The following is a 12,559-nucleotide window of genomic DNA, read 5'->3' on the forward strand; positions in this document are numbered from 1 at the left end:
GAGCGTCAGAAAAGGAAGTAGCGCTGCGCCATCGGCAACACCGTGGCGGGCTCGCAGGTGAGCAATTGTCCATCGGCGCGCACGGTGTAGGTCTGCGCGTCCACTTCCATTTTGGGCGTGTAGCTGTTGTGCACCATGTCGCGTTTGCGGATGCCACGGATGTTGTGCACGGCGCTCAAGGTTTTGCGCAAACCAAAGCGCTCGCCAATGCCAGCGTTCAAACCCGCTTGCGAGACGAAGGTGAGCGAGGTCTTGGCAATGGCGCCACCAAACGCGCCGAACATGGGGCGGTAGTGCACAGGCTGTGGTGTGGGGATCGATGCATTCGGGTCGCCCATCGCGGCCATGGCGATCAGCCCGCCCTTCAGGATGAGCGCGGGCTTCACGCCGAAGAATGCGGGTTTCCAGATCACGATGTCGGCCCACTTACCCACTTCGAGCGAACCCACTTCGTGGCTGATGCCGTGGGCAATGGCGGGGTTGATGGTGTACTTGGCCACGTAGCGCTTGATGCGCTGGTTGTCATTGCGGGCGGTGTCACCCTGCAGGCTGCCGCGCTGCAGCTTCATCTTGTGCGCGGTCTGCCAGGTGCGCAGGATGACTTCGCCCACGCGGCCCATGGCCTGGCTGTCGCTGCTCATCATGCTGATGGCGCCCAGGTCGTGCAGGATGTCTTCGGCGGCAATCGTCTCCTTGCGGATGCGGCTTTCGGCAAAGGCAAGGTCTTCGGCAATGCTGGCATCGAGGTGGTGGCACACCATGAGCATGTCCACATGCTCATCGAGCGTGTTGTGCGTGTACGGCATGGTGGGGTTGGTGGAGCTGGGCAAAAAGTTGTCTTCGCCCACCACGCGCAGGATGTCGGGGGCGTGGCCGCCGCCCGCGCCTTCGGTGTGGAAGGCGCAGATGCCGCGCCCGCCCACGGCGGCAATGGTGTTCTCCACAAAGCCCGATTCGTTGAGCGTGTCGCTATGGATGGCCACCTGCGTGTCGGTGGCTTCGGCCACATCCAGGCAATTGCTGATGGCAGCGGGCGTGGTGCCCCAGTCTTCGTGCAGCTTGAGGCCAATGGCGCCTGCGTTGATCTGCTCGTGCAGCGCATCGGGCAGGCTGGCGTTGCCCTTGCCCAGAAAGCCCAGGTTCATCGGGAAGGCATCAGCCGCCTGCAGCATGCGCTCCAGGTTGAAGGGGCCGGGCGTGCAGGTGGTGGCCAGCGTGCCGGTGGCGGGGCCGGTGCCACCGCCCAGCATGGTGGTGATGCCGCTGGCCAGGGCCTCTTCGATCTGCTGCGGGCAGATGAAGTGGATGTGGCTGTCGATGCCGCCTGCGGTGACGATATGGCCCTCGCAGCTGATGACCTCGGTGCCGGGGCCGATGATGATGTCCACGCCGGGCTGCACGTCGGGGTTGCCCGCTTTGCCGATGGACGCGATGCGCCCGGCCCGCAGGCCAATGTCGGCCTTGAAGATGCCGGTGTGGTCGATGACCAGGGCATTGGTCAGCACGGTGTCCACCGCGCCGCCACCGCAGGGGCCTGTTCCAGTCCCGGTGTTGGTGCGCTGGCTTTGCGCCATGCCGTCGCGGATGGTCTTGCCGCCGCCAAACTTCACCTCTTCGCCATAGCTGCCCGCGCGCAGCGTGTGGTCGGCTTCCACTTCAAGGATGAGTTCGGTGTCGGCCAGGCGCACGCGGTCGCCCACGGTGGGGCCAAACATTTCGGCGTAGGCGCGTCGTCCAATGGTTGCCATGGGGTGTGCTCCGCGAGAACTGATTACTATGTTTTTGATAGCTTCTGGCGCTTATCCATCAAGCGCTAGAGGCTGTTTTGGCTTGAAATTTCTACAGCGCGTCGTGCGTCAGCCCCTGAAAGCCGAACACGCGGCGCTCGCCCGCGTAGTCCACCAGCTCCACGGTGCGCTCCTGGCCCGGCTCAAAGCGCACGGCGGTGCCCGATGCGATGTTGAGCCGCATGCCGCGTGCGGCGGCGCGGTCAAAGCCCAGGGCGTTGTTGGTCTCGGCAAAGTGGTAGTGCGAGCCCACCTGGATGGGGCGATCACCAGTGTTGCGCACGACCACCGTGAGCGTGCGGCGGCCGGTGTTGAGCAGGTGTTCGCCCGCGTCGGTAAAGAGTTCGCCGGGGATCATTGCGGGGCTCCTGTGTGACGCTACTTGCGGCCTTGCCAGATAGCCAGGGCCAGCACCAGACCCATGGCGACAAAGCCCCACAGATCGGTGGCGTGCCAGTGGCTGCCCTGCAGGCTGTGGCCGTCATGGGCCCAGGTGGCACTGGTGCACAGCCACAAGGCGGCAGGCGCTATGGATCGGATGGATGGGGTGAATAGGCGTGGCATGAGGACTCCTGTCGGGTCAAACAATGGGCTGGTGCACGGTGACGAGCTTGGTGCCATCGGGAAAGGTGGCCTCCACCTGGATGTCCGGAATCATCTCGGCGATGCCGTCCATCACATCGGCGCGGGTCAGCACGGCGCGGCCTTCGCTCATGAGTTGGGCCACGGTCTTGCCATCGCGTGCGCCTTCCATAACGGCGGCGCTGATCAGCGCCATCGCTTCAGGGTAGTTGAGCTTGAGTCCCCGTGCCTTGCGGCGCTCGGCCAGCAGGGCGGCGGTGAAGATCAACAGCTTGTCTTTTTCGCGAGGAGTCAGTTCCATATCGTTTCACTCAATGCTGGTGTCGTTGGCTCGCGCGGCCGCAAGTGCGGCCGAACGCGAGGGGTGAGTTCCTTGGGCATCACTCAGCAAGCGCCGTGCCCGTTGTCGGGACTCGGGCACGGAACCTGCACCGGCCCAAACATGGTCACCGCGCACAAGGCTATCGAATCAGCTCCACCCCAGCAGGTGGTCAAAGTCCGGCGCGACTACAACAGCTGGGTGGCCACCGAGACCATGGAGGACTATGCGCTGCGCTACACACCGCAGCGCTTTCGCAAGTGGTCCGAATGGCGGGTGGCCAACACCGCCTTCGGCGCGGCGTCGTTTTTGATCCTGGAGGCTGTGGGTGCCACGCTGCTGGTGCAGTACGGCTTCATCAACGCGTTCTGGGCCATCGTGGCCACGGGGCTCATCATCTTTATGGCGGGGCTGCCCATCAGCGTGTATGCGGCGCGCTACGGCGTGGACATGGACCTGCTCACGCGCGGCGCGGGCTTTGGCTACATCGGCTCCACGCTCACCTCGCTGATCTACGCCAGCTTCACTTTCATCTTCTTTGCGCTCGAAGCCGCCGTGATGGCCTATGCGCTGGAACTGGCGCTCGACATTCCGCCCACCTGGGGCTACCTGATCTGCGCCGTGGTGGTGATTCCGCTGGTGACCCACGGTGTGTCGGCAATCAGCCGCCTGCAGGTGTGGACGCAACCGCTGTGGCTGGTGATGCTGGTGGTGCCGTTTGCGTATGTGCTGCTGCGCGATCCTGGTGCGTTCTCTGGCGTGGTGCACTACGGTGGTGAATTTGGGAGCGGCGCTACCTTTCAGTTGCCCTTGTTTGGTGCGGCGCTCACCGTGGGCATTGCGCTGATCACCCAGATGGGGGAGCAGGCCGACTACCTGCGTTTCATGCCGGCCAGCACGCCTGCCACGCGCGGGCGCTGGTGGCTGGGGGTGCTGGTGGGCGGGCCAGGCTGGGTGGTGCTGGGCGTGTTCAAGATGCTGGGCGGCGCGCTGCTGGCCTATTTGGCGCTCACCCACATGGTGCCGGCCGACCGGGCGGTAGACCCGAACCAGATGTACCTGGCCGCGTATGAATACGTGTTCCCCCACTACGGCTGGGCGGTGGCGGCCACGGCGCTGTTTGTGGTGATCTCGCAGCTCAAGATCAACGTGACCAATGCCTACGCGGGCTCGCTGGCGTGGTCCAACTTCTTCTCGCGCCTCACGCACAGCCACCCGGGGCGCGTGGTGTGGGTGGTGTTCAACACGCTCATCGCCTTCATGCTGATGGAGATGAACGTGTTCCGCGCCATGGGCGAGGTGCTGGGGCTGTACTCCAACATCGCCATCGCCTGGATCATGGCCGTGGTGGCCGACCTCGTCATCAACAAGCCGCTGGGTCTGTCGCCCAAGGGCATCGAGTTCAAGCGCGCGCACCTGTACGACATCAACCCGGTGGGCGTGGGGGCGATGGCGCTCGCGTCCATCCTGTCCATCAGCGCGCACCTGGGGCTGTTCGGCCCGCTGCCGCAGGCGTTCTCGGCCGTGATTGCGATGGCTGTGGCGTTTGTCACCGCGCCGCTCATTGCTTGGGCCACCGGAGGGCGCTACTACATTGCGCGCCAATCGGAACCCGCTGCGCTGGCCGATGTTCAGGCGGTTCCCATGCATGGCCCGGGCAGGAGGGGCGAAGACCTTGGCATCTACATGCGCTACACGGTGCAGCGCTGCGTGATCTGCGAGCGCGAATACGAAGCCCCCGACATGGCCCAATGTCCCGCTTACCGGGGCGCCATCTGCTCGCTGTGCTGCACGCTCGATGCGCGCTGCGGCGACCTGTGCAAGCCCCATGCGAGCATGGCGGTGCAGTGGTCGGCCGCCCTGCGCTGGGTGCTGCCGCGCGCCATGTGGCGCTACCTGGACACGGGCCTGGGGCACTTTTTGCTGCTGATGCTGGTGATTGCGCCGCTGCTGGCCTCGGTGATGGGCCTGCTGTACCACCAGGAGCTCAACACCATCGCTCAGGCGGCCACGGACACCGAGGTGATGGCGGCACCCGAAGTGGCGTTGCGCTCGGGCCTGCTCAAGGCGTATCTCGCGCTGCTGGTGATCTCGGGCATCGTGGCCTGGTGGCTGGTTCTGGCGCACAAGAGCCGCCAGGTGGCGCAGGAGGAATCGAACCGCCAGACCGGCCTCTTGGTGCGCGAGATCGAGCTGCACCGCCAGACCGACGAGGCCCTGCAGACCGCGCGCAGCGTGGCCGAGCAGGCGCGCCAGGTGGCCGAAACGGCCCAGCGCGCGGCCGACCAGGCCAACCAGGCCAAGAGCCGCTACATCAGCGCCATCAGCCACGAGATCCGCACGCCGCTCAACTCCATCCTGGGCTATGCGCAGCTGATGGGCGAGGATGCGGGCGTGCCGCCGCACCGCAAGCAGGCGGTGCACGTCATCCGCCGCGGCGGCGAGCACCTGCTGTCGCTCATCGAAGGCACGCTGGACATCGCGCGCATCGAGTCTGGCAAGCTCACGCTCGATGTCACGCCCATGCGTTTTGCCGACGGCCTGCACGAGATGGCCAGCCTGTTCGAGCTACAGGCTGCCGCCAAGGGCCTGGCCTTCCAGTTCGATGTGCTGGGGGTGATTCCCGAAGTGGTGCGTGCCGACGAAAAGCGGCTGCGCCAGATCCTCATCAACCTGCTGGGCAACGCCGTCAAGTTCACGGCGCATGGCACCGTCACGTTGCGCGTGCGCTATGCGCGCGAGATGGCACGCATTGAGGTGCAGGACACGGGGCCGGGCCTCAGCGCCGATGAGATCGAGCGCATCTTCGAGCCCTTTGCGCGCGGTGGCTCGGGCGGCAGCGGGTCCATGTCAGCGCCCGGTGCGGGGCTGGGGCTGACCATTGCCAAGATGCTCACCGCGCTCATGGGCGGCGAGCTGACGGTGACCAGCACACCCGGCGTAGGCTCCGTGTTCCACGTCAAGCTGTTCTTGCCCGAGGTGCATGCCGACGCGCAGGGCAAAGCTGCCCCGCCGCCCGCTGCGTTGATCGCTCTCGCGCAGCGCGCCCGCAAAGGCTACGCAGGCGACCGCCGCCGCATCCTGGTCGTGGACAACGAAGAGCCCGACCGCGAGCTGCTGGTGCAACTGCTCGAACCCCTGGGGTTTGAGCTGCGCCAAGCCGCCAGCGGCCACGACGCGCTGGACCTGCTGGCCACGGGCTACCGGCCGCACGCCATCTTCATGGACCTTGCCATGCCCGGCATTGACGGCTGGGAGACGCTGCGGCGCGTGCGCCAGATGCACCTTGAGGAAGTCCGTTCGGCGCCGGGCCGCCCCAAGCCGGACGGGGCCCCCTCGGGGGGCAGCGACGACACGCAGTGCGGAGCGTGGGGGCCCATCCACTGCGCGATCGTGTCCGCCAATGCTTTCGATAAGGCGCTGGACAACGACGTGGATATCCGCCCCGAGGACTTCATCGTCAAGCCCGTGCGCCACAGCGAGCTGCTGGACTGGCTGGAGCGCCGCCTGGGCCTGCAGTGGCAACACGACGATGCCACGGAGACACCCGCCGGGCCAGCGCCCACCGCGGCATCCGCTGCGCCCGATCCCCTCACATACCCCGACGCCACCGCGCTGGCGGCCCTGGCGCAGGCGGTGGCGCTGGGCTACTACCGGGGCATCCTCAACACACTGGACGACATCGAACGCAGCCAGCCCGCGCACAGCGCTTTTGTGGACACCATGCGGCAACTGGCCAAACAATTCCAGTTCGATGCCATGGGCCAGATCCTGGAGCAGGCGCCATCGTGATGACCACCGCAACCCCACCTTCCTTTCCGGCGCCTGCGGCGCCCGGCGCGGCGCTGGACCGCAGCGACAGCGACGTGGTGCTCATCGTGGACGATGTTCCCGACAATCTGGCCGTGCTGCACGACGCGCTCGATGAATCGGGCTACACCGTGCTCGTGGCCACGCACGGCGAGGCCGCGCTGCAGCGCGCTGCGCAGGCCTTGCCCGACATTGTGTTGCTCGACGCCATGATGCCCGGCATGGACGGCTTTGAAGTGGCGCGGCGCCTCAAGGCATCGCCTGCCACCATGCACATCCCCATCATCTTCATGACGGGCCTCACCGAGACGGAGCATCTGGTGGCTGCGCTGGAGGCGGGCGGGGTGGACTACGTGACCAAACCCATCAAGCCGCGCGAGGTGATGGCCCGCATGGGCGTGCACCTGGGTGCGGCGCGCAAGGCCCGTCAGGACGCCCGCCAGGCCCGCGAAGCGCGCAACGCACTTGACGCCTTTGGCTACGCCAGCATCACCGTGCGCGCGGTGGATGGCCGCATCGTGTGGCAGACGCCGCTGGCACGCGAGCTGCTGCAAAGCTACTTTGGCGAGGTGGGCGAGGGCGGCGCGCCCACCGCATTCGGCCAATGGGCGCCCGAGCCGGTGCAGGCCTGGCTGCGCCGCCATGTGCTGGCCGACAACGCGGCCGAGCTGCTGGCCGCTTCGCTGGCCGAGCCACCGCGCCTGGCGGTGGAGCAGGGCGCCCGCCGCCTTACCTTCCGCCTGCACCAGCAGGCCGGCGACAGCGCGGGCGGCGGCGACTGGCTCATCGTGATGCGCGAGGTGTCCGACGCCAAGATCATTGAATCCATGAGCCTGTCGTTCAAGCTCACCGCGCGCGAAGCCGAGGTGCTGTACTGGGTGGTCAAGGGCAAGATCAACCGCGACATCGGCGACATCCTGGGCGCCAGCCCCGCCACGGTGAAGAAGCACCTGGAGCGCGTGTTTGCCAAGCTGGGCGTGGAGACGCGCACCGCCGCTGCCGCCATGGCGATGAACCGCATCCGCCAACTGCACCCGCAGTTCGAGGGCTGAGAGCCTGTTCCACGTCTTTTCATGGTGCCCGCAAGGCCGCAAAAAGCTGCAATCTAGGCGCGTGCCGCAGCCCATGCTGGCGGCCTGGGCAAGGTGCGCAACGCCGAGTGCGGCTTGCGGTGGGCGCCTTGCACCCACTGCCTTTGCGGGGCAACGGGCACCATGAAAAGACGTGGAACAGGCTCTGGCGGCATACGCCACCCGGCGTATTTCCCAAACAGGCACCGCTCTCCAGAATTCATTCCATCGACCGATCAAAAACCTCTTTCGGGGCCGTCGGGCGAAGCGGTTTGAAACCACCCACTGGAGAAGCACACATGCAACGTCGTTATTCCCTCAAGGCCCTCGCGGCCGTCGCTGCGCTCGCTGGCCTGTCTGCGCTGCCAGCCCATGCGCAGGACACCATCAAGGTCGGCATCCTGCACAGTTTGTCGGGCACCATGGCCATCTCGGAAACCGTGCTGAAAGACACCGTGCTCATGGCGATCGACGAGATCAATGCCAAGGGCGGCGTGCTGGGCAAGAAGCTCGAACCCGTGGTGGTGGATCCGGCATCCAACTGGCCCCTGTTCGCCGAAAAGACCAAGCAGCTGCTGGGCCAGGACAAGGTCTCGGTCATCTTCGGCTGCTGGACCTCGGTGTCGCGCAAGTCAGTGCTGCCGGTCGTGGAAGAAATGAACGGCCTGCTGTTCTACCCCGTGCAGTACGAGGGCGAAGAACTGTCGAAGAACGTGTTCTACACCGGCGCCGCGCCCAACCAGCAAGCCATCCCCGCGGTGGACTACCTGATGAGCAAGGACGGCGGCGGTGCCAAGCGCTGGGTGCTGCTGGGAACCGACTATGTGTACCCCCGCACCACCAACAAGATCCTGCGCGCCTACCTCAAGTCAAAGGGTGTGAAGGACAGCGACATCGACGAGAAGTACACACCGTTCGGCCACAGCGACTACCAGACCATCGTGGCGGACATCAAGAAGTTCAGCCAGGGCGGCAAGACGGCGGTGGTCTCCACCATCAACGGCGACTCCAATGTGCCTTTCTACAAGGAACTGGGCAACGCAGGCCTGAAGGCCAAGGACGTGCCTGTGGTCGCCTTCTCGGTGGGCGAGGAAGAACTGCGCGGCGTGGACACCAAGCCGCTGGTGGGCCACCTGGCCGCCTGGAACTACTTCCAGTCCATCAAGAGCCCGGCCAACACCGAGTTCATCAAGAAGTGGAGCGACTACGCCAAGGCCAAGAACATTGCCGGCCACAAGGACAAGCCGCTCACCAACGACCCCATGGAAGCCACCTACATCGGTATCAACATGTGGAAGCAAGCGGTTGAAAAGGCCAAGAGCACCGACGTGGACAAGGTGATTGCCGCCATGGCGGGCCAGACCTTCAAGGCACCGTCGGGCATCGTGAGCAAGATGGACGAGAAGAACCACCACCTGCACAAGAGCGTGTTCATCGGCGAGATCAAGGCCGACGGCCAGTTCAACGTGGTGTGGAAGACGCCCGGCCCTGTGAAGGCCAAGCCTTGGAGCCCGTACATCGAAGGCAACGACAAGAAGCCTGACGAACCCGCGAAGAAGTAACCCCCTGAGGCGCTTTGCGCCTTCCCTCCGCTCTCGCATCGCTGCGCGATGCGGGCAGGGGGACGCCCCCGGCGCGGCGGGGCGGCCCTTGCGCGGGGGCACTGGTATGGGCTGTGCGCGTGGCACAGGCCGACCGCCTTTTGACCGACTGGCCCTTCCATGCTTTCCTCACTATTTTCCTGGCTGCTTGCCTGCATACTTTTGTGTGCCACGGTTCAAGCGAACGCACTCACCGCCGAGCAAGCCCTGGCCATGGCCTCCGGCGAAACCGACGACCGTGTGGCCGCCGTGCAGCAGGCCGTGGTCGAGCCCAGCGAACGCACCGCTGCCTTCCTGCAGGCGCTGGCCGACGATGCGGTGAAAGTCGCAGAAGGCAAGGCGCTGATCGTGCGCGATGACAAGGGCATCGACCCTGTCACCGGTGCCGAGGTGCCCGTGCCCGCCGATGCCGAAGACATCATCAACAACAACCGCATGCGCGGCGAGATCGACACGGCCCTGGCGGGCCTGGCTCTGTTTGGCAAGGACGAAACCCAGCGCCTGGCCGCTGCCCGCGCGCTGACCAAGGAGCCCGATGCGGGCCGCCTGCCGCTGCTGGACAAGGCCTTGGCGCAAGAGACCAACGAGCGGATCAAGACCCAGCTGGAACTGGCCCGCGCCGCCACGCTGCTGGGCAGCGACGATGCCGCCCAGCGCATGGCTGCTGCCGAGGCGCTGTCGGCCAGCGCCACGCCCGACACACGCCTGCTGCTGAACGAACGCGCCACCGTGGAGGAAGACCCCAAGGTCAAGGCCGCACTGCAAACCGCCCTCAAAGCGCTGGACGAAAAACTCGCTTGGGGCGAGCGCCTGGGCGCAGCGTTCTCGGGCATCAGCCTGGGCAGCATCCTGCTGCTCGTCGCCTTGGGCCTGGCCATCACCTACGGCCTGATGGGTGTGATCAACATGGCCCATGGCGAGCTGATGATGATCGGTGCCTACGCCACCTATGTGGTGCAAGGCATCTTCCAGAAGTATTTTCCGGGCGCGTTTGACTGGTACCTGGTCGCCGCGCTGCCGCTGGCGTTTGCGGCTTCGGCCAGTGTGGGTGCTGTGCTGGAGCGTGGCGTGCTGCGCTTTCTGTATGGCCGCCCGCTGGAGACACTGCTCGCCACCTGGGGCATCAGCCTGGTGCTGATGCAGCTGGTGCGCACGATTTTTGGCGCGCAGAACGTGGGCGTGGAAAACCCCGCGTGGATGAGCGGTGGCGTACAGGTGCTCTCCAACCTCACGCTGCCCTACAACCGCTTGGTCATCATCGGCTTTGCGATTGCCGTGCTGCTGGGCATGGGCTACCTGATCGGCCGCACGCGTCTGGGCCTGTTCGTGCGCGGCGTCACGCAAAACCGCCCCATTGCGTCCTGCATGGGCGTCAACACCGCACGCATCGACACCATGGCCTTCGCGCTGGGCTCGGGCATTGCGGGCCTGGCCGGTTGCGCGCTGAGCCAGGTGGGCAATGTGGGCCCTGACCTGGGCCAGAGCTACATCGTCGACGCCTTCATGGTGGTGGTGCTGGGCGGCGTGGGCCAGCTGGCGGGCACCGTGTATGCCGCGCTGGGTCTGGGCATTTTGAACAAGTTCCTCGAAGGTTGGGCGGGCGCTGTGCTGGCCAAGATTGCGGTGCTGGTGTTCATCATCATCTTCATCCAGAAGCGGCCGCAGGGCATCTTCGCGGTCAAAGGGCGCACCGCTGATTGAGTGGCCATCAGAGACACACCATGACTACTCCCTCTCCAACACCCATCCAACTGCCCGCACCGGCGCCGCTGCTCACGCGCGGTGGCTGGTCGGCCTTCATCGTGGCGCTCATCGTGGTGTGCGCCGTCGCACCCGTGCTCAACCTGTGGGTGCCTGCAGGCAGCCTGTTCCACCTGTCGGACTACGCCGTGGCGCTGCTCGGCAAGATCATGTGCTACGCCATCTGTGCGCTGGCCATGGACCTCATCTGGGGCTACACAGGCATCCTCAGCCTGGGCCACGGCCTGTTCTTTGCGCTGGGTGGCTACGTGATGGGCATGTACCTCATGCGCCAGATTGGCCGCGACGGCAACTACAAGAGCGACCTGCCCGACTTCATGGTGTTCCTCGACTGGAAGGAGCTGCCCTGGCACTGGGCGCTGTCCGACAGCTTCATCGCCACGCTGATCCTCATCGTGGCCGTGCCGGGCGTGATTGCGTTTGTGTTCGGCTATTTCGCCTTCCGCTCGCGCATCAAGGGTGTGTATTTCTCCATCATCACGCAGGCCATGACCTACGCGGCCATGCTGCTGTTCTTCCGCAACGAAACGGGCTTTGGCGGCAACAACGGCTTCACCGACTTCAAGCGCATCCTGGGCACGCCCATTGCCACTCCGACCATGCGCATGCTGCTGTTTGTGCTGACGGGGCTGGCGCTGCTGGGGTTCTTTTTGCTGGCGCGCTGGCTGGTGCGCAGCAAGTTCGGCCGCGTGCTGCAGGCCGTGCGTGATGCAGAGAGCCGTGTCATGTTCTCGGGCTACTCGCCGCTGCCCTACAAGCTCACCATCTGGACCATCAGCGCCATGATGTGTGGCGTGGCAGGCGCGCTGTATGTGCCCCAGGTCGGCATCATCAACCCCGGCGAGATGAGCGCCGCCAACTCCATCGAGATAGCAGTGTGGGCGGCCGTGGGTGGCCGCGCCACGCTGATCGGGCCCATCGTGGGGGCCTTCATCGTCAACGGCGCCAAGAGCTGGCTCACGGTGACGGCGCCGGAGTTCTGGCTGTACTTTCTGGGCGCGCTGTTCATTGCCGTCACGCTGTTCCTGCCAAATGGAATCGTCGGCTTGCTGCGCAAGTCGGGGGGCGTGGTGGGCCTGGTGAAGGAGTTGAAGAAGAACAAGAAGACCGAAGGAGCCGTGCCATGACGCCCGATCTGATGGACGAAGGCGCGCGGCGCATTCAGGGCACGCGGGCTCCCGCTGCACCGGGCCAGACCGAATCCGGCGGTCGCGCTGCGGGCTTCTCGCGCATTGCCACGCCCGGCGAGGTGGACGTGACCCACGGCCGCATCCTGTACCTCGAAGACGTGAACGTGAGCTTTGACGGCTTCAAGGCCATCAACGGCCTGAGCCTCGATATCGCCCCGGGCGAGCTGCGCTGCATCATCGGCCCCAACGGTGCGGGCAAGACCACGATGATGGACATCATCACCGGCAAGACGCGGCCTGACAGTGGCACCGTGTTCTTCGGCAGCACCATCGACCTGCTGCGCCACAACGAGCCCGAGATCGCGAGCTTAGGGCTACGCTGAACAAGCCGTCGAAAATTTCCGCGCAAACCTGGATGACGCAGTTTTTTGGACTTTTATGCCTCTCGCGCGGCCCATTTGGGCAGTTCGCGGGGCGCTGAGGCCCGATTTCCGCCCTT

At 65.4% G+C, this 12,559-nt stretch carries 9 protein-coding genes and 1 pseudogene; 6 read left to right on the forward strand and 4 right to left on the reverse strand.

Annotated features, from left to right (window positions below; genetic code table 11):
- Positions 1-5: 5 nt before the first annotated feature.
- The 4 genes from ureC to DTW89_RS09290 all read right to left on the reverse strand — a co-directional run bounded on the left by ureC (position 6) and on the right by DTW89_RS09290 (position 2,670).
- Positions 6-1,748: an urease subunit alpha gene (gene ureC, locus DTW89_RS09280; protein WP_114655728.1), complete on the reverse strand. Its 1,743-nt coding sequence runs from the start codon at positions 1,746-1,748 to the stop codon at positions 6-8.
- Between the two features lie 91 nt (positions 1,749-1,839).
- On the reverse strand, positions 1,840-2,145 hold the full coding sequence (locus tag DTW89_RS09285; protein WP_114655729.1) for an urease subunit beta: 306 nt from the start codon (positions 2,143-2,145) through the stop codon (positions 1,840-1,842).
- Positions 2,146-2,165: 20 nt separating this feature from the next.
- Positions 2,166-2,351 carry a hypothetical protein gene (locus DTW89_RS19305; RefSeq protein ID WP_147277643.1) on the reverse strand — a complete coding sequence of 62 codons (186 nt, stop codon included), beginning with the start codon at positions 2,349-2,351 and terminating at the stop codon, positions 2,166-2,168.
- Positions 2,352-2,367: 16 nt separating this feature from the next.
- Positions 2,368-2,670, reverse strand: coding sequence for an urease subunit gamma (locus tag DTW89_RS09290; protein WP_114655730.1), 303 nt, complete (start codon positions 2,668-2,670; stop codon positions 2,368-2,370).
- A 141-nt stretch (positions 2,671-2,811) separates the two neighbouring features.
- Here DTW89_RS09290 and DTW89_RS09295 point away from each other — a divergent pair, with 141 nt between their 5' ends.
- From DTW89_RS09295 to DTW89_RS09320, 6 genes and pseudogenes are all read left to right on the forward strand, one after another.
- A complete protein-coding gene (locus tag DTW89_RS09295; RefSeq protein ID WP_114655731.1) occupies positions 2,812-6,480 on the forward strand; it encodes a hybrid sensor histidine kinase/response regulator in 3,669 nt (1,222 codons plus the stop codon).
- A complete protein-coding gene (locus tag DTW89_RS09300) occupies positions 6,480-7,550 on the forward strand; it encodes a response regulator (RefSeq protein WP_114655732.1) in 1,071 nt (356 codons plus the stop codon). The genes DTW89_RS09295 and DTW89_RS09300 overlap by 1 nt, the downstream gene beginning before the upstream one ends.
- A 317-nt stretch (positions 7,551-7,867) precedes the next feature.
- A complete protein-coding gene (urtA, locus tag DTW89_RS09305) occupies positions 7,868-9,130 on the forward strand; it encodes an urea ABC transporter substrate-binding protein (RefSeq protein WP_114655733.1) in 1,263 nt (420 codons plus the stop codon).
- Between the two features lie 159 nt (positions 9,131-9,289).
- Positions 9,290-10,870 (forward strand): urea ABC transporter permease subunit UrtB, encoded by a 1,581-nt coding sequence (gene urtB, locus DTW89_RS09310; protein ID WP_114655734.1) that lies wholly within the window; start codon positions 9,290-9,292, stop codon positions 10,868-10,870.
- A 20-nt stretch (positions 10,871-10,890) separates the two neighbouring features.
- Positions 10,891-12,057, forward strand: coding sequence for an urea ABC transporter permease subunit UrtC (gene urtC / locus DTW89_RS09315; protein ID WP_114655735.1), 1,167 nt, complete (start codon positions 10,891-10,893; stop codon positions 12,055-12,057).
- A pseudogene (locus DTW89_RS09320) lies at positions 12,054-12,437 on the forward strand (ATP-binding cassette domain-containing protein); the annotation flags it as partial. The gene urtC and the pseudogene DTW89_RS09320, both read left to right, overlap by 4 nt.
- Positions 12,438-12,559 lie beyond the last annotated feature (122 nt).

It is taken from the genome of Acidovorax sp. BoFeN1 (assembly GCF_003345135.1).
GTDB lineage: Bacteria > Pseudomonadota > Gammaproteobacteria > Burkholderiales > Burkholderiaceae_C > Acidovorax > Acidovorax defluvii.